We start from the raw sequence: 20,373 nt of genomic DNA, 5'->3' as shown, positions 1-20,373 counted from the left end.
TCCCGAAGGTACTAACCATGAAGAAGCTCATGCTGCTCGCGGCAGGCGCAGTGCTGGCCGTCGCATCCCTGGCCGGTTGCTCGACCGCCTCCCAGCAATCCGTTGCCGGCGCGCTGGCGACGCTCCAGACCGCTGTGAAGAACGGCTGCACGGTGGTGCAGCCGACGCTCGTGGCAGTGGCCGCGATCGACCCGGCCGTCTCGGCCGCGGCGGCCGCGAACGGGCTGTTCTGCACGGCCGCAACGTCGATTACGGTGACCTCCGCCCAGGCCCTGATCGGCACCGGCATCCCGGCGATCGAGACGGCCGTGCTCGCGTCGAAGCTGATCCCGGACAACCAGAAGCCGATCGCGATCGCGGCACTCGGGGTGCTGCAACTGTCGGTTACGCAGGCCCTGTCGGTCTACGGCCAGGCGTCGGCGACGACTGCGGCCGCTACGGCGCCCCCCGCGTCGGCCAGCGAAGCAGTGCCGGCTAGCTCGGCGGCCGCGCAATGAAGCAGATCCGAGTTGCCTTGAGCGGCTCGGGCTTCCGCCTGTCGGCGCACCTCGGTGCGCTGCAGGCGGTTGCCGATGCCGGGTATGAGGTCGTCGAGCTCGCCGGCACGTCGGGCGGCTCGATCGTCGCTGCGCTCTACGCCAGCGGCATGTCGCTGGCCGACATGCACACACTCTGCATGTCGGTCGACTGGTCACCGATGATGCGGTTCTCGGCCTGGTCTGTAATCCGGGTCAACGCGCTCTGCAGCGGCGACGAGATGCTGGCGTTCCTCATGCAGCAGACGGGAGGGCGGACGTTCGACCAGATCGACGTCGGATTGAAGATCGTTGCGGCCGATCTTCTGACGGAGCGCGAATTCCAGCTGTCGCGCGCCACGACGCCGGCAGTGCCGATCGCGCTCGCGGCCCGGGCGAGCGCGTCGATTCCGTTCGTCTTTCCGCCCGTGGCCGCCGCTGGCGCGCTGCTCGTCGACGGCGGCACGGCCGACAACATCCCCGTGAGCGATCTGACCGTGGATGAGGTGCCGCGTCTGGGCGTGTTCCTGAGGTCCGATGACGCCCCGCTCGCGCCAGGCCGTTACGGGCTGCGCACGATCGCGTCGCGGGTGATCGACCTCATGCTGGCGTCCAACGAGGCGGCCAGGATGGCGGCGGACGAGCAGAGCGGGGCGATGATCGTCAGCGTGCCGACCGGCTACGCGAGCTCGTTCGACCGAGATATGGCGCCCGCCGTCCGGCAGCGGCTCTTCGACGACGGGTACAGGGAAACCAGCAGGAGCCTCGCGGCGATGCCGTGAGGGAGTTGTAAGACAGGGCGACCGGCATCGGTGTTGCAGCACCGATGTGGCCACCCATCACTGAACGCGCCAGTGACAGGCCAAGGCCCTGCCACCCCCGGGGGGCGGGCCGATTGTAGCAATAATCGGAGGTTTGTCACGGATGGCTTTACCTATCATTCCCTGGATCGGCGGAAAGCGCCGTCTCGCGGATCAGCTCATACCGCGGTTTCCGCGTCACGAGTGCTATGTAGAGGTGTTTGCTGGCGGGGCCGCGTTGTACTTCATGCGGCCGCCCGCGAACGTTGAGATCATCAACGACGTCAACGGCGAGTTGGTGAACCTGTACCGGGTGGTCAAGGTCCACCCCGAGGAGTTCGTCCGGCAGTTCAGGTGGGCGCTGAGCAGTCGGGCGATGTTCGAGTGGCAGCAGAAGACGCCACCCGAGACGCTGACGGATATCCAGCGAGCGGCCAGGTTCTTCTACTTGCAGCAGCTGTGCTTCGGCGGCAAGGTGGAAGGGCAGACGTTCGGCACGTCCACAACGTCGCCGCCTGGGCTTAACCTGTGGCGGATTGAGGAGACGCTGTCGTCTGCCCATCTCCGGCTGGCGGCGACCTGCATCGAGCAACTGGACTGGCGGGATTGCGTCGATCGGTACGATCGCGGCCACACGTTTTTCTACATGGACCCTCCGTATCTCGAGATGACGGGGTATGGCGTCCCGTTTCCCGTGAGCGAGTACGGGGCGGTCGCAGACCGCATGCGCGCCTTGAAGGGGAAGGCCATTCTCAGCGTGAACGACCATCCCGAGACCCGCCGGATCTTCGACGGCTTCCATGTCGAGACGGTCGACATCGAGTACACGGTGAGCGGGGGCGGCCGCTCGGTGCCTCGGCGGGAGTTGATCGTCTTCAGCTGGGATGTGTCGGCGGAGCCGGCGGGGCTGTTCTAGACCAAGGTGCCCGCCCGGCAGTGCGGGCATCACCAGTCGGCGGCCCTTGTCTCTTCCTGTAGAAGCAGTCTCAGTTGATACATTGCGACGAGATGGCCGCCGACTTCCTCGCGCCAGACAGCTTGGATGGACTGCCGCAACCGCTCGGCCTCATGAAATCGGCCCTGCGTTCGAATCAGCTCAAGGATGGTCCGGCGCACGACGTGATTGTCCGGATACAACTTCCACAGCTCTCGCAGTTCGGCGCGCGTGGGCTGCTGGAACTCGGGGAAGCGCTTACGCTCCAGCGGCGGCGGGTCTTCCGGCTCGGCAGGCACGACGTTCCGATCGACCTGCGTCCCTTCGATCCTGACTGCGTTGACGTCCGGAATGAGCTGGCAGATTTCGAGCGTGAATTCTTCTGCTGTCAGCGGGGTGTACGTGCGCTGGCGCGTTCCGCTGATCGGGCAGTCGAATTCCCAGATGTAGGCCCAGTTCGGTTTCTGCCTCGCGCCCACTTTCTACCTCTGATCCTGTATGAATGTACAGGTATTCAATTCGAGATAGGATGGACGCGTCAAGGCGAAAAAAGAGGGTCAACGATGTCTAGAACTTGCAGCGCACCTAACGAGCTATCAACCTCGTGAACTTTGTTGTTATAACTGTTGGCCTTGAAGTGCTATGGTGCACAGGATAACTTTCTATAATGCTGCGCTAAGTGGAGCGGTGCGTTTTTGGGGGGGCGATAATTTTAAGCAGGGTGGGTATTTTGTTTCTCTGACAATTAATCTGCAACTAAACCTCTAAGATGAAATCAAGACCGGTGTTGGTGCAGTGCAACGATGGGCCTCTCTTTCGGGGCGCGGGGGAAGGTAATTTTGTGTGCAGAGAGTGTGGAAATGTTCTGGTCGAGCGATATGAGCCTCGGCGGCTCATTGGTCTTGATATTGAGTGCTATAAATGTCACGCAATATCTACTACTCATAGTTGGAGTGACATCGAGCCATTGCCATTGGCTTTGATTTCAATGGGAGATTCAGGGCGATTTCGGTTAAATGGAACACTGGATCTTGGTGTTGGTGAAAATTCACTAACTTGTGATCAAGAAATAGAGAGGGTGCGTAGGAATTCCGGCGTTGTTCCTCAGCACGGAGGGTTTGAGTTAAGTGTCGAATGGATCGAAAAATTAAAGGCGGAATTAATATTCTGGACCGGAGGGGCGTTCCTAGGTGTGCTTGGCACTGCGGAGCGAGCAAGGAAGAATGGAAATAGATTTTTCATGCGGTGTCCACTCGCGTGGGCCGTTGATCGCCTCGTTCAGGGGGTAGAGAGGAAAAGCTTTGATTTCGGAGGGGACGATGCGATGGTGGTTAGGTACATCGCGCAGTGGCTTGAATTGTCCTCTAGTTGGAAGCATCATCCGCTTTTTAAGGATGTGATCGGGCCTGCTCTTTGTAACGAATATCATCACACTATAGCTATGCTCTTGTGTTGTTCATATTTGGAAAGAAATGGGAATAGTGTGGGCATCACTAAGGCAGAAAGTGCAGCGGGAAAATCTGCTGATTTGTATTTGAATTTAACTTCATCTCGGAGTGCGTCTATCGAGATAAAGGCGCCAAATGTATTTCATTGGCCAAATGCTGTTCCGGATCTTGGTCGAGTTGAGGAAAAGATCGAGGGGCAATTAAAAGAGGCGGCCAAGCAATTAACTGGTGACGCGGGAGGTGTGGTCGTGATTGGGGCAAACCATCTTGATCAACAGCTTACAAAGAAAATTCGTTCCTCGATCGAGTCGTTGGCGGCGAAAGGGCGTATTTCTTCGAGGATTACCCTTGTGTCCGCAGTGTGTGCGTATGGAACCGTCCAGGCGGGTGTTGACGGCGTGAATTTCTCGATGGGATGGAACGTAAGCGTCGTTAAAAATCCCAGATATTCTGGGGTATCACACTTTGCATAGGAAGTTTCCTTTCGACCGTTGGATCCCCTTTGTCGTCCGAGCTACGAAAGCTGGACGAAGCTCGTGCATGCCTCGCCAGCTACGAAGGGCTTCACTGTACGCGACCGATGTGGTAGCGACGAGGCGCCGGGACTGCTGCGTCAGGTCCTTGCCGCGATGCCTCAAGCGTGACCGCCGTTGGAACCATGCCACTTAGGTAGAGATCGTCAGAGGTGATCCTCCAATAAGTGCGCTATCATCCGTGCTCTTTCCGCATGACAGCGTGCTTATTTCTTGAGCACTGAGTTGGGGGCGGAATGCTTGGAAACGTTGCTGGGCGGGCGATTGCGGGAGATTTCGCGGCTGCATGGGGTGCAGGTGGTCGGAGGTTCAAATCCTCTCGCCCCGACCAGAATCAAGCCCGCACAATCAATGGGTTGTGCGGGCTTTTTCATTGCCGTCCTCGGCGCCGAAAACGGCCGTTTTGGAAGATTTCCAAAATCATGCTGCCGGCATCGCCCTCCTGACCGTGGGCACCGGCACGTCGCGCGACTTGATGTGGACCGCAACCCAAAGACCGGCAAGCCGCACGGAGAAGGTTTTGGCGCTGTTCGACGAGGCCGTCGGAGCCGTCCCTCTTACTAATGGACGGTTTCATAAAGACTGCTGAGTGCGCTGCAAGGTGTTCCAGCAGATCAAGTAGCAGCCGAGTTCGAGCAACGCGCCGTGAATATCGGCACGGTGCTCGAAACGAATGCGGAGGCGACGGAAGTGATGGAGTCAGGCATGCGTGCGTTCGACGACCCAGCGATACTTGCCAAGGCCGCTGCCATGTTCGGTACGAGGCTTGGCGATCACCGGCTCGATACCACGATCGCGCAACGCGCGTCGATGCCGCTCGGAGTCGTAACCACGATCGGCGTCCACCACACGCGGTCTTCTCAGGGGATGGCCGCGCACTGCATGTCACGCCCGAAGCGCAGCCCATCTCGGCGGGGCAGGTCGCGACAGGCAGTCCGGTCTTGAGAACGAACAGGATGCCGGTCAGCGTCGCATCGCAATGACGCGAAGCCTCGGGGCGTTCGCCGGCCGGGCAATTCCCGTAGTCGGCGTAGTGTTGCTGTCGAATGATGCAATCATCATCATGCGGAACACCGTGGTATCTTACAACCGGATCGTGAAGCCAGAGGATCGGGTGCTGTAATGGCAGATGCGACTTGGGATCGACTGGAAGCATTCGCCCGCGAAGAGCTAGGCAGGCCGATCTTCGGTGGTCCGTTGAAGTTGACGCCAGATAGCCGAATCGAGGAAGACCTCCGTTTGACGGGCCTCGATGCCGTCGAGTTCATCGACAAATGGGCCGAGACGTTCAGCATCGAGGCCCAAGGCTTTCCATACAATCGATATTTTGGCCCCGAGAGTCTCGATGTAATCAAGTCAGTTCTCGGGCTGTTCTCAAAGAAGCACCGAGCCCCGGAACTCGTCCCGCTGACCCTTGGGATGCTGGCCGAAGCAATGCGCCGTGGTCGTTGGAGCACCGCCGAGATTGAGGCGTGGGCAGACGGGAAGAATTAGTCGTGTCGGCAAGTCCATAGCGCCGCGCCGCCGCCTTCGGGCGGCTCTGCATTATCCGGGCCCGGGGAAATCTCGATTTCGGCGTTCGCCATCAGTTGGCGAGCGTAGGTCGCAGGCGTCAGCCCGCCCAGCGATCTCTTCGGCCGCTCTTCGTTGTACTCTCGTCGCCACGCCTCGATCAGCACCTTCGCATGAGACAGGCTCGTGAACCCGTGCTCGTTCAGGCATTCGTCGCGGAATCGACCGTTGAACGATTCGATGTAAGCATTCTGATTCGGCTTGCCAGGCTCAAGCAGAAACAGCTTCACACCTCGCCGATGCGCCCAGAACAATATCGCCCGTCCACAGAACTCCTTGCCGTTGTCGGTCCGAATCGCCTTCGGCAAACCGCGAAACAATGCCACGCGATCGAGAATGCGCGTCAATACGTGCCCGCCAATTGCCCGCTCCGGCCCAATAGCTACGGCTTCGTGCGTGGCATCGTCGACCACGGTCAGATTCTTGAGCACGCGGCCTTCAGCAGTGCGGTCGAACACAAAATCCATTGACCACACCTGATTGGCTGCCGACGGTCGGCCCAATGGCTGGCGTGGCGCAACCGGAACCTTCTTGCGCTTGCGGCGGCGCACCTGCAGCTTCTCTTGCGCGTACAACCGCTCCACGCGCTTGTGGTTCACGACCATGCCCGATTGCCGCAACTTCAGCTAAATCATGCCCGAGCCATAGCGACGGTGCCGCTGCGCTAGCGCGACGATCTGCGCCCGCAAGGCGAGATTGCGGTCCGGCGCGGGCGGATAGCGATAAGCGCTGGCGCTCATGCCGATCACCCGCAACGCACGTCGCTCGCTCAAGCCGCCGTAGATCATATGGCGCACCAGGTCTCGGTGTGACGGTGCGCTCACCACTTTTTTCGCAGCGCCTCCCGGGTGACTTCGTTCTCCAGCATCGATTCCGCGAGCAACTTCTTCAGCCGGTTGTTTTCGGCCTCCAATTCTTTCAGGCGCTTCGCGTCGGACACGCTCACGCCGCCGAACTTGCTGCGCCACAGGTAGTAGCTTGCCTCGGAAAAGCCATGCTGCCGACAAAGCTCCTTGATCGGCAAGCCGGCCTGCGCCTCGCGCAGGAAACCAATGATCTGCTCTTCGGTGAATCGTTTCTTCATGCCCAATCTCCGGACTGCGTGATTGGACGCTAACGCGTCGTGCTACTCAAGGGCGGGGGGACGTCGGGGCAGGTGAGCGTGGATCGGGGCGAGTGAATTTGCCGCTCCCGAGCGGGCCGGCACGATTGCGTGCGCTCTTTTTGCACTTGGCGGTGCGAGCCCGGTAAAATGCAATGTTGATCCACGGAAAAGTACCCGTGGCCACTCGCGGAAGGATTCCCTGAACATGTCTGATCTTCGTCTTACCAAGCGGTTCGCGGTTGTGCTGGCAGTCGGTACGTTCGTGGCAGGGTGCAGTTCGCCGTCGCCCACGAAAATCGATTACAAGAGCGATTCCAAGAACAAGGAGGTATCGCTCGCGGTCCCGCCGAACATGATGGACGAGACGGCCGATCAGCGGTCGCTGCCGCCGCAGGGCGGTGAAACGTCGCTGTCGAGTCTGCAGCAGACCCAGCGGGTCGCGCCGACCACCGATACGGTCGTGCCGCCTACGCAGGGCATGCACCTGCAGCGCGACGGCACCGAAAGCTGGCTCGTGATCGACCATCAGACGCCGGCCCAAGTCTGGCCGCAAGTGCGCCGTTTCTGGCAGGAACAGGGTTTCCTGCTCGTGGTCGACCAGCGCGACAAGGGCGTGATGGAAACCGACTGGAACGAAACGCGTCCGTCGATCAACCAGGGCTTGATTCGCGGCGTGATCTCGAAGGCGATGGGCAATTCCTACGTCACGGCTGAGCGCAACAAGTACCGCACGCGCCTCGATACCGCGCCGAACGGCGGCACCTACGTGTTCATCAGCCAGAAGGGGATGCGCGAGGCGCTCACCGGACCGAACAATGATTCGAGCAAGTGGGAAATGCGGCCGAACGATCCGGGGCTCGAAACCGAATACCTGAAGCGGCTGATGGTCGTGCTTGCCCAGAACGACTCGCGCAAGGTGGCCGGCGGCGACAAGGCCGCTACGGCGCCGGCGCCGGCCTCGGCAGTGAAGCCGGCCGGCGGCGACGCGGCGGCAGCCGCGGTGGCAGCGCAGAACGTCACCAGTGTAGGCTCGCAAGGCCCGCGCAGCTCCAACGAAACGGCCGACGTGCCATCCGAAGTCATGCTCGGCGAGCCGTATGATCGCTCGTGGCTGCGCGTGGGGCTCGCGCTCGATCGTGCGAATTTCACGGTTGACGATCGCGACCGCTCGAAGGGGCTCTACTACGTGCGCTACGTCGATCCGAAGGATCTGAGCTCGGCCGAGCAGGGGTTCTGGAGCCAGCTCTTCCACGGAAAGAAGGAAAAGACGGCGAAGCAATACCTCGTCAACGTGAAGGCGCTGACGCAGGATCAGACGCGCGTCGCGGTGGTCGATGCGAGCGGTAACATCGATATGTCCAGTCCCGCCCGCCAGATCATGGGGCTGCTCGCCGATCAGCTGCGCTGACCACGCACCCGCGCTCCGGTTGCCAAGCCCGCCCGACGGCGGGCTTTTTCATTGGTGTCGTGGAAACGAGCGTGCGTTACGTAACGTTACTTGGTAACGCGCCTGCCATATTCCGGTGCATCAGCTGTTGCGCGATCGTTAACTCTTGAAAATCAAAGACTTAATAAGAATTTTTGATCTGGCACGGAAGATGCTTTTAAATGCATCGATCGATGTGGCCGAATGCGGCGCGCGTGACACCGCCAATCTGGCATCGCCGATGCCGACACGACCGATCACCGCTTTGCGTGGCGCGGACGATTCCACGCCCGACCCGCCTGATGGCCCGTGACCGTGCACGGGCCCCGCTGGCCCCGTCGCCTATCCTCGTAGGGCGACGGTTTTGCCCGCGCTTCGAAGGAAGCGCGGGCAATTTTTTTGTGGACCGCCGACCTCGCGGCCGGCTCGTCCGGATTCGTGTACGCTGCGCGTTCCCGAATCAGGCCAGGAGCCGAACGATGTCAGAAGTCGCCGTGGTTGCCACGATCATTGCCAAGCCGGGCATGGAGGACGCGCTGTTCGAGCAGCTCGGTACCATCATCGGACCGACCCGCGTCGAGCAAGGAGCGCTGCAATACGACCTGCACCGCGATCGTGACGATCCGCGGCGCTTCGTGTTCTTCGAGCGTTGGGAAAGCGACGCGGCGCTGGCTGCCCACCGGCAGGCGGCCCACATGCTTGCCTATCGGCAGAATGCGGCCGGGTTGATCGAAAGCGTGGAAGTGCGCGTGATGCAACGGGTCGCGTGAGCGCGGCGGCGGCCGGTGCCCGGTGCGCGCAGCGTCCGGGCCGCCCCGCTGGGAGGTCAGTGCGCGGCGTTCGGCACGTCGAGGATCAGGATGATCGTCCAGTCGGCGTCGCCGTCATGGTGATATTGCCGCTCCACGACGATGAACGGCTGCTGCTTGCCTTGCGGGCCGAGGAACAGCACGTCGCCTTCCATCGGCAGGCATTCGATCGGGGGCAGGGCGAGAAACGCATCGTCGGAGCCGCGCGGCATCAATTGCTTGATCTTGCGCGTCGCCTCTTCGGTCCATTCGATGTCCAGTTGGATATTGCTCATTCTGTCCTCCGCACCACGGTGCGCACGGTTGGAAATGTCGGGTGCGCGACTTTAGCACAGCACGCGGTATCTGCCGAACCATGAAAAAAGCCGAACCCGGCTGCGCCGGATTCGGCCTGCGACGGCCATGCGGGCCGCGGACTGCGGGTGGCGCGCTTACTGGCTGGCCGCTTCCGGAGCCGCTGCCTTCTTCGCCTTGTGCGCCTTCTTCATCATGTGATGGTGATGGTGAGCCGGCTGTTGCGCTTCGGTGGCTTGTTGGGCCTCCTGCTGCTGCTGCAGAGCTTGAGCCCGTTGCTCGATTTCCGCAATCTTGGCCGGATCGGTGATCGTCGTGATCGTCGTGCTTTCTTGCGCGTAGGCCGCGCCGGTCAGAGCCGACATCGAAACCAGAATAGCCAGGGACATTTTCTTCATTGCTCTACCTCCGCTAAGTGGTGATGGACCCGAGTTTGCCGAAGAGTCCGGCACAGCAACCGAGTGAGCCGAGTGTAGCAAAAGTGACGGATCGATGCACATCCGGCTCGGGCCGTGGCGCCAGCGTCTTGCCCGCGCGACAGCGGCGGCGCCGACATCGTCGCGCCATCTGCGTGTGAGCGTGGCTGCACGGCTGGCTGCGGGCTGCCTACGCGCCGCCTGCGGGCTTGTCGCGGCGGCGCGCCGCGTCGCTTCAGAACCAGCCAAGCCGGCGATATGCGTAAAATTGAATAATCCCGGCGATTTCGTGCAGGGCGCGTGACGCCGTGACGAAGTTCGTCCAGCGCGGCCTCCAGCCGCAGATCGCCCGATCCCGATTCGCGAATACCGGCTGGGGCGTCACGCCGAATCTCGCAAAATCGAGCAGGGCGCGGCGCATCTGGTACGAAGAGGTCACGAGAATCGTCTCATCGTAATGTTTGGCGAGTAGGATAGGAGCCGTGTACTGCGCGTTTTCATAGGTGGTGCGGCTGCGCCGCTCGAGTGTCAGGTCGCGCGGGGGCACGCCGCGCGCGAGCAGCAGCGGGGCATACAAGTCGGCTTCGGTGGTGCCATGCCGGTGCGGGTCGCCGCCCGTCACGATTACCGTGCAGCGGGCCCCGCTTCGTTGGCAGGCCGAATGGAGTTCGGCCGCGCGGGCGATGCGGGCGAGCCCGTTCTCGGGCGGCACGAGCAGACCGTCGTGGCGCTTGATGCCGGCGCCGAGCACGATGATCGCGGTGCGTCCCGCAAAGACCGGCGGCTCGGCGGGCGCCACGCCGGATTCGGCGAGCGCGACGAGCGGGGCGGTCAGCCAGCCGGTGGCGATCCCCGCCAGCAGCGCCAGGCCAAGCGTGATGAGGGTGGCACGCCGGGTGCGCCAGAAGGCGGCGGCTGCGAAGAGCAGCACAAATGAATTGAACAGAATCAATTTGAATGGGGTAAGGTAACTTTTTGCTCGGTTGTGTCAGATCCGGGCCGAATCGCTGCGAAATGTAGCGTAACGGGGACGGATGAGAAAGGCGCAGGGGGATTACAGGCGGTGCCCACCTGTCCTTGCATGGCGGTGCCGGCTGGCGGGACCGCCTGCAGATCGCTGTACTTTGAGAAAGAGTCCAGATGGCCACGTATTCCAACGAAGCAGTGCTCGATGCCCTGCGGCGGGTGCAGTACCGGCAGGTCCCGTGGGCACGGCGCCCGAACGTCTTCGAATACCTTCGCAACCTTGGACTGATGGACACGGTGCGCCAAAAGACCGTGGCACCGGCTCCGGGCTTTCATGCCCCGGTCGATATCGCGGTGCTCACGGAGTCGGGGCGCGCCGAGTTCGCTCGGCTCGAACGTGCCGAGCGTCTGCCGACCTGGATCGATCGCCGCGCCGATGACTACGCGCTCAGCGAGGCCGGCGCCGTGTCGGTCCTCGAAAGCCGTCTGTAGATTCGGTTGCGCTGAAAAAAACGCCCGTATCGGGGGATACGGGCGATACCGGGTACATTTGGCTGTTGCCAGGACCGCTCACATGGCTTTGGTGTGACTGGCCGCTCGGCGCGCAGTTCCCGGCCACTAAGAATTTTGCGGTCGGCGGCGGCCAACGTACCCACTCAGCGGTGCGGCGCAAATCCTGACGACAGCGGCGGAGCGGGCGGCGCGGCGTTGCGACCGCGGACGTTGCTTGCGATATCGCCGCGCAAGTCGCCGCGCGGCACGACATTCGGCGGGGCGGCTGGCGGCGCCGGTTGTGGCTGGACGTGCCCGGCCTGGCCGTGATGGGCGAATGGAGGCCCGCCGCGCCGGTCCGCCCGCGCAGGCTGGACGAGCGCCAATGCCAGCATCAGGCTCGTTGTCGCGAGCCGCATGTTGCTCCGCATGGTTCGGGCTCCCTCGGGCCGTCGATGCGGCCCCGTTCATTTAATCCGAACGATAAGGGCGGGAGCGCGAGCGCACTGTAAGCAATGGTTAGGAGATGTTTCGCGGTCGCGGCCGGGCCGAGGCTGGCCGCGCACCGCGTGCCGGAGGACGGCGCGTTGCCGTCGCGGCGGTTGCGGTCGCTGGCACCGCTCGCAACCAGCCGCGCCTCACGCCATCTTGACCGGCGCGCGCCAGGATTCCGGATTGGTCCAGAAGGCGCCGCGCAGGCGATCGCGGCTCGGCGGTGCGGGCGGCTTCACGGCGCTGGCGCCGATTCGGCCGCGCAACGAGATCTGGCGGCCGCTCGTGCCGAGACGCTTGACGACTTCGGCGAGCGTGCCGTCGGCCTGCCATTCGTCGAAGCGCCGACGGCACGTCGGCGGCGACGGATAGCGGCCGGGAAGTTTCGACCAGCCTTCGCCCGTCGACAACACCCACAGAACGGCGTTCACGACCGAACGTGCTTCCACGCGGGGACGACCACGGCGCTCACTGCGAGCCGGTTCCGCGCAGAACAGTCCTTCGACCAGCGCCCATTCGTTATCCTTCAAATCGTCGAACAGCATCATGTCCTCACCTCAGCGAAGCTAACTCCGGTGCGCTGCCCCGCGCCGCGCACTCTTCAAGCACCCGATCCGCATCGGGTGCCGGGTGGGGGTGCCGGTTCGCTCCGTTGTCCGGAGTGTCCCGCGACCCTGTACACGACTTGATGCACGAAGCGTGCCACGTTGACGGCCATCCCCGTGAAAGCCGCTTCGCACCGGGCCGACAGCCGAGTCAGCTAGGGGCGTATAAGACGCCAAAATGCCCCTGCGGCAAATCGGGACAATCACCAATCTTGTGCAATCTGGCCCGTGCGGCGTGCGTGAGCGCGGTTGCTGCACCGCACCGATTCATCGCGAATGCGACGGGAAGGCAAGCCCTACAATCTCGCATCGAAGCATGAGATTGATGAGGGCATTCAATGAATATCACCCTGCGCCAGCTGAGGGTGTTCATCGCGGTTGCGCGTCTGCGCAGCTTCAGCCGGGCCGGTGACGAGATCGGCCTTACGCAGTCTGCGGTCAGCCGCTGCGTGCGTGAGCTCGAGGGCGAGATCGGCCTGAAGCTGATCGACCGCACCACGCGCGACGTGCAACTGACCGATGCGGGGACGAATCTGGTCGCCAGCGTCTCGCGGCTGCTCGGCGACCTGGACGACGCGCTGCGCGAAATCCGCGAGATCGGCGAGCAGCGGCGCGGGCGCGTGCTGGTCGCCGCCAGCCCGACCGTCGCCTGCCGGCTGATGCCGCGCGTGGTCGCGGCGGCCGAGCGGCAGTTTCCCTTTGTCACGCTTGGGCTGCGCGACGACGTGCAGAGCGACGTGCTGCGCAAGGTGAAGTCGGGCGAGGTCGATTTCGGCGTGGTGATCGGCCCGCTCGCGGCAACCGAGCTGGTCTGCGAGCCGCTGATGACCGACTCGTTCTGCCTGATCGCGCGCGCCGATCACGCGCTCGCCGCGCACGCCAGCGTGCCGTGGAGCGCGCTCGAAGGCGAGCGCCTGGTGCTGCTCGATTACGCGTCGGGTAGCCGGCCGCTGATCGACGCGGCGCTGGCGCTGCATCGGATCGGTGCATCGGTCGTGCAGGAACTCGGCCATTCGGCGACCGTGTTCGGGCTGGTCGAGGCGGGCGTGGGCGTCAGCGTGCTGCCCTGGCTGTCCCTGCCGCTGCCGGCCGGCTCGTCGCTGGTGGCGCGGCCGCTGACGCCGCGCGCGGAACGCACGGTCGAGCTGATCCGACGCCGCGACCGCTCGCTGTCGCCGGCGGCCGAGGCGGTCTGGGGGCTCATGCATGGCATGCCGGCGCGCGCCGAGGATCTCGACTGATACGGCGGCGCGGCGCTCGGGGCCGGACCGGCCGCTCGGTATCGGTTGCGCGGCGCTGTGTCGTCGTCCGGGCCGCTACACTGACGGGTATGGACCAACCGGGAGAGTCGCGTGGATCTTGTCGGCAACGAGGTGAGACGGGCGCCCGCTCCGTGGGGGCCGCGCACATGCGTCGAATCGCTGAGGCCGTCATTGATTCGCGAGGTCGCGAACGCCGGCGCTGGCGTGGACGGCGTGCTGCCGTTCTGGTTCGGCGAATCGGATCGCGTCACGCCGGCCTTCATTCGCGAGGCGGCCGGCGCGGCGCTCGCGGACGGCAACACGTTCTATACGCACAATCTCGGGACGGCCGTGCTGCGCGAGACGCTGGCCGCCTATGTCGCAGCGCGCCACGGCGCGACCCGCGCCGCCCAGATCGCGGTCACGAGCGCCGGCGTCAGCGCGCTGATGCTGGCAGCGCAACTGCTCGTCGGCGGCGGGGACCGCGTGGTCGCGCTCACGCCGCTTTGGCCCAACCTCGTCGAAATCCCAAAGATACTCGGCGCCCACGTCGAATGTGTGGCGCTCGACCATGGCGAGGCGGGCTGGCGGCTCGATCTCGATCGGCTGCTGGCGGCGCTCACGCCCGACACGCGGATGCTGCTCGTCAACTCCCCGAACAATCCGACCGGCTGGACGATGTCGCGGGCCGAGCAGACCGCGGTACTCGAGCATTGCCGGCGGCACGGCATCTGGATCGTCGCGGACGAGGTCTACGAACGGCTCGCGTTCGCCGCTGGCGGCGCGTCGTCGTTTCTCGATCTGGCCTCGCGCGACGAGCGTGTGATCGTGGTCAACTCGTTCTCGAAGGCCTGGGCGATGACGGGCTGGCGGCTGGGCTGGCTGGTTGCGCCGGAGCGCGTCATGGATGGGCTTTCGAAGCTCATCGAATACAACACGTCGTGTGCGCCGGGCTTCGTGCAGGCGGCCGGCGTGGCCGCGGTGCGCGACGGCGAGCCGTTCGTGGCCGAGTTCGTCGGCGCGTTGCGCTCGGCCCGCGACCACCTGGTGGCGGCGCTCAACACCTTGCCGGAGGTGTCCGTCGCGGCGCCGGACGGGGCGATGTACCTGTTCCTGCGGCTGCCGGGTGTGCACGACAGCCTCGCGTTCTGCAAGCGGCTGGTGCGTGAGGCGGGGGTCGGCCTCGCGCCGGGGCGCGCCTTCGGCGACGAGGGCGGGGATTTCGTCCGCTGGTGTTATGCCTGCAGCACCGAGCGGCTCGATGCCGGTGTGCAACGTTTGCAAGCATTCCTGCGCCGAACCGGCGCCTGATGCCGGTAGCCGCGCCAGCCGGGCTGCCCGCGATATACGACCGAAGCGATCCGGCGGCTTTACGCCTCGTTCGAATTTGCGTAATATGGCGCTCAGTCACGCGAATCCATCAAGGTTTCGCGCTGTTCCGTCCGGTCAGGGTCAGGCTTAGAGCAGGTTGCGCCACCCCCGGTTCGTGCTCCCATCAATATGACCGATCAGAATCGGGCGAGCGCGTCTTCTGTTCCTTTTCGTCTGTTTCGTATTTTGATCCGGTTCGTTTGACCAGAGGGTCTGGCCTAGCTGCATGAATACCCAAGAGGCGAAGATCGTCCTCGAGACTGCTTTGATCTGTGCGCAGGAACCGCTCAAGTTAGGCGATCTGCGCAAGCTCTTTGCCGATGGCGTGTCGGCGGACACGGTCCGCACGTTGCTCGAAGAATTGAAAGAGGCGTGGTCCGGCCGCGGTGTCGAACTCGTCGCGCTGGCCACGGGCTGGCGCTTTCAGAGCAAGCCGGCGATGCGCGTTTATCTGGATCGATTGCATCCTGAAAAACCGCCGAAATATTCGCGCGCGGTACTCGAAACGCTGGCGATCATTGCGTATCGCCAGCCGGTCACGCGTGGCGATATCGAGGAAATCCGCGGTGTGACGGTGAATACCCAGGTCGTCAAGCAACTCGAGGATCGCGGCTGGATCGAGGTGATCGGCCATCGCGACGTGCCGGGGCGCCCGGCGCTCTATGCGACCACGAAGCAGTTTCTCGACGATCTCGGGCTGAAGGCGCTCGACGATCTGCCCGCGCTCGAAGAGCCCGCCGCGCACCTGGAGGCGAGCCTGCTGGCGCAGGCATCGATGGAATTCGCCGATGGCGTGTCCGACGCCGATCCTGCCGTGCCTGCGGAGTTCCCGGAACACGGGGCGGCGCCGGCCGGCGCCCCGCTGCAGCATGCGGACGCGGCGTCGGCCGGTGCGGAGACGGCCGGCCGGGAAGGCCCACGGGCCGGTGCCGCAGAGCAGGCGAATGCCGCAGTGCCGGCCGAGGCGCGGATCGGGCAGCCGGCGAGCGAAGCAGACACGGCTCAAGAGGCCGACGGCCGGTTTTCCGGCCACGCCGACCCGCTCGGTGACGCGTCGGAACCCGCGTTGCCCGCTGCGGTCGAGAAGGAAACACCGGGCCGCGCGCCCGATGCCGACGAGGCGGCGCGCGATCGCGCGGCGGGAGCGAGCCGCGCGACGGTGCAGGCTGGGCAGCAGGAGGCCGATTCGGCCGATGCAGACCCAGCACACGGCGACCACGCGCATGGCGAATCCGCCGAATCCCTGGGCGACGCGACGTCCGGCGAGCAATCGCCGGATCGGGATGCGCCCACGCAGCGCCGCGCTTGACGCGGCCAGATGAGATTGCCGCGCCCGCGAGGGGCGCGAGACCTGACATTTCGAGGTTGTTTTGACAGATACCCACGACACTGATTCGTCCGAATCCGCGCAGGCCATGCAGGCGTCGCGCGCCGGCGGTGCCCCCGAGCAGTCCGCGCAGGATGCGGGCGGCGAGGAGCGCCCGCGCCGCGGCCTGCGCCGCGGCCCGCGCAGCCTGATCGCACGCCGCCGCGCGGCGGCCAAATCGAAGACGGCCGAGCCGGCGGCGGACGGCGCGCAAGCCGTGCCTGCCGAGGCGGTCGATGCCGAGGCGCCCGCCGCGGCGCCGGCACCGCGCGCCGCGCGCAGCAAGGACGGCGCGCCGAAGGCGCCGCGCAAGCCCGCCGCGAAGCGCGAAGGTGGTGCCGCGCGCGGCGGCGCGCAGGCCAAGCGCGGCGCAGCGGCAGCCGCCGCGCCGTCGGCCGAGAGCGGCGGCGCGGGACAGGACGACATCTTCTCCTACGTGACGTCGCCGGCTTTCGACGCGGACAACGCGGCAGCCGGCGGCGGCGTGCGCGCACCGATGCTGCGCCGCGGCCGCCAGCCGCAGAAGCGCGTGCTCGCCCCCGAAGACGACGCGCCGAAGCTGCACAAGGTGCTCGCCGAGGCCGGCATGGGCTCGCGGCGCGAGATGGAGGAACTGATCGTGGCCGGCCGCGTGTCGGTAAACGGCGAGCCGGCGCATATCGGCCAGCGGATCCTGCCGACCGATCAGGTCCGAATCAACGGCAAGCCGGTCAAGCGCAAGCTGCCGAACAAGCCGCCGCGCGTGCTGCTCTACCACAAGCCGACCGGCGAAATCGTCAGCCATGCCGATCCGGAGGGCCGCGCCTCGGTGTTCGACCGCCTGCCGCCGATGAAGACGGCGAAATGGCTGGCGGTCGGCCGGCTCGATTTCAACACCGAAGGTCTGCTGATGCTGACCACCTCGGGTGATCTCGCGAACCGCTTCATGCACCCGCGCTACAGCGTCGAGCGCGAATATGCGGTGCGGGTGGTCGGCGAGCTCAGCGAAGCCTCGCGCCAGAAGCTGCTGCACGGCGTGGAACTCGACGACGGCCCGGCCAATTTCCTGCGTATCCGCGACGGCGGCGGCGAAGGCACCAACCATTGGTATCACGTGGCGCTCGCCGAAGGCCGGAATCGCGAGGTGCGGCGCATGTTCGAGGCGGTCGGGCTGATGGTGAGCCGCCTGATTCGCACGCGCCACGGCTCGATCTCGTTGCCGCGCGGCCTGAAGCGGGGCCGCTGGGAGGAACTCGACGAGGCGCAGGTACGCAAGCTGATGGCGACCGTCGGCCTCAAGGTCGCCGCCGACGAGAAGGGCGGCAAGCGCGGGGCCGGCGCGGCCGAGCGCAAGCAGCCGGACCCGATGCAGACCTCGATGGGCTTTCTCAATCGCGAGCCGGTGCTGACCACCCACGGCCAGCTCGACCAGCCGCGTCGCGGCGGCCGTCGCGGCGCCCAGGGCGGCGGTTTCGGTGCCGGCCTCGGCGGCGGTTTTGCCGGGGGCGGCGCGTCGGCCGGCGGCTACGGCGGCAATGCGAACGGCAACCGTCGTGGCGCTGGCGGCGACGTCGACGGAAATCGTCTGTCCTATGGCGCCAACGGCAACAAGCGCGGCGGCGGCAAGAGTCCACGCAGCGGCGGTGGTAATGCGAATGGCAACCGTGCCGACGGCGGCGGCAACGCGCGCGGCGGCGCACGCCCGCAGCAGCCGCGCAGCAATCGCTCGCGCGGTCGCTGACTTGTCGGCGCGGCGCTGCGGCGGCGAACGCGCGGCGAAGCCAGGCGAAATCGGCGCTTCCGGCCGATTTCGCGGGGGCGATACTTTGCGTTTGAGTTAAAAAACGCTATAATCGCTGAGTCGCTGGTCGTACAGGTTTTTTGTGCGGCTCAGGTGCGACCACCGGAGTGAGAAGATGGGCGTTTCGCCCATTTTTTTTTGCTGAAACGGTTGGGCATCTCGGGTAGCGCGCTTCCTGCGCCAGCAAAGGCGCGCGTCTGCGGGTGAATCGCGAACGGCGGGCGCGAACATCCGAGAGGACACAGTGCAACTGACGGAACTGATAGAAACCACGGTCACCGGGCTCGGCTACGAGCTGGTCGATCTCGAGCGCACCGGGCGCGGCATGCTCTGCGTCTACATCGATCAGCCAGCGGGCATCTCGATCGACGACTGCGAAAAAGTCACGCGTCAGCTGCAGCACGTATTGACGGTCGAAAACATCGATTACGAACGGCTCGAGGTGTCGTCCCCGGGCCTCGACCGACCGCTGAAGAAGCTGGCCGACTTCGAACGGTTCGCCGGGAGCGAAATCTCCGTCACCCTGAAAAAGCCGCTGGAAGGCCGCAAGACCTACCGGGGCATCCTGCATGCGCCGAACGGCGAAACGATCGGTTTGGAATTCGAGATGAAGAAGGGCGAAGCGGCCATGCTGGATTTCACGCTGGCCGATATCGACAAAGCCCGTCTGATTCCGCAAGTTGACTTTAGGAGCCGCAAACAATGAGTCGCGAAGTGTTGATGCTGGTGGATGCGCTGGCGCGCGAGAAGAACGTCGACAAGGATGTCGTGCTGGGTGCGCTCGAAGCGGCACTCGCGTCGGCCTCCAAGAAGCTGTTCGACGAAGGCGCCGAAATCCGCGTCCAGATCGATCGCGAGAGCGGCGAACACGAGACGTTCCGGCGCTGGCTCGTGGTGCCGGACGAAGCGGGGCTCCAGGAGCCGGATCGCGAGATCCTGTTGTTCGAGGCGCGCGAGCAGCAGCCCGGGGTCGACGTCGGCGACTACATCGAGGAATCGGTGCCGTCGATCGAGTTCGGCCGGATCGGCGCGCAGGCGGCCAAGCAGGTGATTCTGCAGAAGGTGCGCGACGCCGAGCGCGAGCAGATCCTGAACGACTACCTCGAACGCGGCGAGAAGATCATGACCGGCACGGTCAAGCGTCTCGACAAGGGCAACTTCATCGTCGAGTCGGGCCGCGTCGAGGCGCTGCTGCGCCGCGATCAGCTGATCCCGAAGGAAAACCTGCGCGTGAGCGATCGCGTCCGCGCCTATATCGCGAAGGTCGATCGTACCGCGCGCGGCCCGCAGATCGAGCTGTCGCGCACGGCACCGGAATTCCTGATGAAGCTGTTCGAAATGGAAGTGCCGGAGATCGAGCAGGGCCTGCTGGAAATCAAGGCGGCGGCCCGCGACCCGGGCGTTCGGGCGAAGATCGGCGTGGTCGCCTACGACAAGCGGATCGATCCGATCGGCACCTGCGTGGGCATCCGCGGTTCGCGCGTGCAGGCGGTGCGCAATGAGCTCGGTGGCGAAAACATCGACATCGTGCTATGGTCGGAAGATCCCGCCCAGTTCGTGATCGGCGCGCTCGCGCCGGCTGCCGTGCAGTCGATCGTCGTCGATGAGGAAAAGCACTCGATGGACGTCGTCGTGGACGAGAGCGAACTGGCCGTCGCGATCGGCCGGAGCGGTCAGAACGTGCGCCTCGCGAGCGAGCTGACCGGCTGGCAGATCAACATCATGACGCCGGACGAATCCGCGCTGAAGCAGAACGAAGAGCGCGATCGTCTGCGCGGTCTGTTCATGGCGCGCCTCGATGTCGACGAAGAAGTGGCTGACATCCTGATCGACGAAGGCTTCACGAGCCTCGAGGAAATCGCTTACGTACCGCTGAACGAAATGCTCGAGATCGAGGCGTTCGACGAGGAAACCGTTCACGAGCTGCGTAACCGCGCGCGCGATGCGTTGTTGACGATGGCGATCGCCAACGAAGAAAAGGTGGAAAATGCTGCGCTCGACCTGAAGAGCCTGGAAGGCATGACGTCGGAGCTGTTGGCGAAGCTGGCGGAAAACGGCGTGCAGACGCGCGACGATCTCGCCGAGCTGGCCGTCGACGAATTGGTCGAGATGACCGGAGTGGAAGAAGAAGCCGCGAAAGCGCTGATCATGAAAGCACGTGAACACTGGTTCCAGTGAGAAATGACCATGGCGCACTGATATTTGGCG

General features: G+C 64.4%; 20 protein-coding genes, 1 tRNA gene and 4 pseudogenes. 17 read left to right on the top strand and 8 right to left on the bottom strand.

Annotated elements, in window-relative coordinates; genetic code table 11:
• Positions 1 to 17 precede the first annotated feature (17 nt).
• The 3 genes from KS03_RS26710 (at position 18) to KS03_RS26700 (ending at position 2,231) form a co-directional block, all read left to right on the top strand.
• Positions 18 to 497, top strand: coding sequence for a hypothetical protein (locus tag KS03_RS26710; RefSeq protein ID WP_015876015.1), 480 nt, complete (start codon positions 18 to 20; stop codon positions 495 to 497).
• A complete protein-coding gene (locus KS03_RS33255) occupies positions 494 to 1,297 on the top strand; it encodes a patatin-like phospholipase family protein (protein ID WP_015876014.1) in 804 nt (267 codons plus the stop codon). Before KS03_RS26710 ends, KS03_RS33255 begins: the two co-directional genes overlap by 4 nt.
• A 142-nt stretch (positions 1,298 to 1,439) precedes the next feature.
• A complete protein-coding gene (locus KS03_RS26700; RefSeq protein WP_015876013.1) occupies positions 1,440 to 2,231 on the top strand; it encodes a DNA adenine methylase in 792 nt (263 codons plus the stop codon).
• Positions 2,232 to 2,260: 29 nt separating this feature from the next.
• Here the strand turns inward: KS03_RS26700 and KS03_RS26695 are convergent, their stop codons facing one another.
• Positions 2,261 to 2,728: a hypothetical protein gene (locus tag KS03_RS26695; protein WP_015876012.1), complete on the bottom strand. Its 468-nt coding sequence runs from the start codon at positions 2,726 to 2,728 to the stop codon at positions 2,261 to 2,263.
• Between the two features lie 494 nt (positions 2,729 to 3,222).
• Between KS03_RS26695 and KS03_RS31810 the strand changes: the two genes are divergently transcribed.
• Both KS03_RS31810 and KS03_RS26690 read left to right on the top strand, forming a co-directional pair.
• Positions 3,223 to 4,170, top strand: coding sequence for a hypothetical protein (locus KS03_RS31810; RefSeq protein ID WP_127913945.1), 948 nt, complete (start codon positions 3,223 to 3,225; stop codon positions 4,168 to 4,170).
• Between the two features lie 312 nt (positions 4,171 to 4,482).
• Positions 4,483 to 4,561: transfer RNA gene (locus KS03_RS26690), tRNA-Pro, on the top strand.
• A 242-nt stretch (positions 4,562 to 4,803) separates the two neighbouring features.
• Here KS03_RS26690 and KS03_RS30575 read toward each other — a convergent pair.
• Positions 4,804 to 5,109, bottom strand: a pseudogene (locus tag KS03_RS30575) (transposase); the annotation flags it as partial.
• A gap of 82 nt (positions 5,110 to 5,191) precedes the next feature.
• On the opposite strand from KS03_RS30575, the pseudogene KS03_RS33265 reads away from it, so the two are divergent.
• Positions 5,192 to 5,353 (top strand): annotated as a pseudogene (locus tag KS03_RS33265) (STM2901 family protein); the annotation flags it as partial.
• A complete protein-coding gene (locus KS03_RS26680; protein WP_015876011.1) occupies positions 5,353 to 5,724 on the top strand; it encodes a DUF1493 family protein in 372 nt (123 codons plus the stop codon). The pseudogene KS03_RS33265 and the gene KS03_RS26680, both read left to right, overlap by 1 nt.
• Here KS03_RS26680 and KS03_RS31805 read toward each other — a convergent pair.
• Positions 5,721 to 6,886, bottom strand: a pseudogene (locus tag KS03_RS31805) (IS3 family transposase). The gene KS03_RS26680 and the pseudogene KS03_RS31805 sit on opposite strands and share 4 nt — an antisense overlap.
• A gap of 226 nt (positions 6,887 to 7,112) precedes the next feature.
• Here KS03_RS31805 and bamC point away from each other — a divergent pair.
• The 3 genes from bamC (at position 7,113) to KS03_RS26655 (ending at position 9,103) form a co-directional block, all read left to right on the top strand.
• On the top strand, positions 7,113 to 8,315 hold the full coding sequence (gene bamC / locus KS03_RS26660) for an outer membrane protein assembly factor BamC (RefSeq protein ID WP_015876009.1): 1,203 nt from the start codon (positions 7,113 to 7,115) through the stop codon (positions 8,313 to 8,315).
• Positions 8,316 to 8,460: 145 nt separating this feature from the next.
• Positions 8,461 to 8,646 (top strand): hypothetical protein, encoded by a 186-nt coding sequence (locus tag KS03_RS31800; RefSeq protein WP_127913946.1) that lies wholly within the window; start codon positions 8,461 to 8,463, stop codon positions 8,644 to 8,646.
• Positions 8,647 to 8,812: 166 nt separating this feature from the next.
• Positions 8,813 to 9,103, top strand: coding sequence for a putative quinol monooxygenase (locus KS03_RS26655; protein ID WP_015876008.1), 291 nt, complete (start codon positions 8,813 to 8,815; stop codon positions 9,101 to 9,103).
• Between the two features lie 56 nt (positions 9,104 to 9,159).
• Here the strand turns inward: KS03_RS26655 and KS03_RS26650 are convergent, their stop codons facing one another.
• The 3 genes from KS03_RS26650 to KS03_RS26640 form a co-directional block, all read right to left on the bottom strand.
• On the bottom strand, positions 9,160 to 9,417 hold the full coding sequence (locus KS03_RS26650) for a hypothetical protein (RefSeq protein WP_015876007.1): 258 nt from the start codon (positions 9,415 to 9,417) through the stop codon (positions 9,160 to 9,162).
• Between the two features lie 156 nt (positions 9,418 to 9,573).
• Entirely contained in the window at positions 9,574 to 9,834 is a 261-nt protein-coding gene (locus tag KS03_RS26645) for a hypothetical protein (protein ID WP_015876006.1), read from the bottom strand.
• Between the two features lie 253 nt (positions 9,835 to 10,087).
• Positions 10,088 to 10,804: a YdcF family protein gene (locus tag KS03_RS26640; protein WP_017423839.1), complete on the bottom strand. Its 717-nt coding sequence runs from the start codon at positions 10,802 to 10,804 to the stop codon at positions 10,088 to 10,090.
• A 188-nt stretch (positions 10,805 to 10,992) separates the two neighbouring features.
• On the opposite strand from KS03_RS26640, the gene KS03_RS26635 reads away from it, so the two are divergent.
• Positions 10,993 to 11,310, top strand: coding sequence for a hypothetical protein (locus KS03_RS26635; RefSeq protein WP_015876004.1), 318 nt, complete (start codon positions 10,993 to 10,995; stop codon positions 11,308 to 11,310).
• Positions 11,311 to 11,474: 164 nt separating this feature from the next.
• On the opposite strand, the gene KS03_RS30570 is transcribed toward KS03_RS26635, so the two are convergent.
• Positions 11,475 to 11,741 (bottom strand): hypothetical protein, encoded by a 267-nt coding sequence (locus tag KS03_RS30570; RefSeq protein WP_015876003.1) that lies wholly within the window; start codon positions 11,739 to 11,741, stop codon positions 11,475 to 11,477.
• Between the two features lie 210 nt (positions 11,742 to 11,951).
• Positions 11,952 to 12,347 (bottom strand): annotated as a pseudogene (locus KS03_RS26630) (transposase); the annotation flags it as partial.
• 398 nt (positions 12,348 to 12,745) lie between these two features.
• On the opposite strand from KS03_RS26630, the gene KS03_RS26625 reads away from it, so the two are divergent.
• The 6 genes from KS03_RS26625 to nusA all read left to right on the top strand — a co-directional run bounded on the left by KS03_RS26625 (position 12,746) and on the right by nusA (position 20,343).
• Positions 12,746 to 13,648, top strand: coding sequence for a LysR family transcriptional regulator (locus KS03_RS26625; RefSeq protein WP_015876001.1), 903 nt, complete (start codon positions 12,746 to 12,748; stop codon positions 13,646 to 13,648).
• A gap of 111 nt (positions 13,649 to 13,759) precedes the next feature.
• Positions 13,760 to 14,959 carry a pyridoxal phosphate-dependent aminotransferase gene (locus KS03_RS26620; RefSeq protein ID WP_015876000.1) on the top strand — a complete coding sequence of 400 codons (1,200 nt, stop codon included), beginning with the start codon at positions 13,760 to 13,762 and terminating at the stop codon, positions 14,957 to 14,959.
• 286 nt (positions 14,960 to 15,245) lie between these two features.
• A complete protein-coding gene (gene scpB, locus KS03_RS26615; RefSeq protein WP_015875999.1) occupies positions 15,246 to 16,328 on the top strand; it encodes an SMC-Scp complex subunit ScpB in 1,083 nt (360 codons plus the stop codon).
• Positions 16,329 to 16,389: 61 nt separating this feature from the next.
• The gene (gene rluB / locus KS03_RS26610) at positions 16,390 to 18,105 is read left to right on the top strand and encodes a 23S rRNA pseudouridine(2605) synthase RluB (RefSeq protein WP_039202366.1); all 1,716 of its coding nucleotides are present in this window, start codon (positions 16,390 to 16,392) and stop codon (positions 18,103 to 18,105) included.
• 304 nt (positions 18,106 to 18,409) lie between these two features.
• The gene (gene rimP / locus KS03_RS26605; RefSeq protein ID WP_015875997.1) at positions 18,410 to 18,871 is read left to right on the top strand and encodes a ribosome maturation factor RimP; all 462 of its coding nucleotides are present in this window, start codon (positions 18,410 to 18,412) and stop codon (positions 18,869 to 18,871) included.
• The gene (nusA, locus tag KS03_RS26600) at positions 18,868 to 20,343 is read left to right on the top strand and encodes a transcription termination factor NusA (RefSeq protein WP_015875996.1); all 1,476 of its coding nucleotides are present in this window, start codon (positions 18,868 to 18,870) and stop codon (positions 20,341 to 20,343) included. The genes rimP and nusA overlap by 4 nt, the downstream gene beginning before the upstream one ends.
• Positions 20,344 to 20,373: the final 30 nt, after the last annotated feature.

The sequence above is a fragment of the Burkholderia glumae LMG 2196 = ATCC 33617 genome (assembly GCF_000960995.1).
GTDB lineage: Bacteria > Pseudomonadota > Gammaproteobacteria > Burkholderiales > Burkholderiaceae > Burkholderia > Burkholderia glumae.
The sequence above is the reverse complement of the archived record's forward strand: the minus strand, read 5'-3'. Positions and strand labels throughout refer to the sequence as shown.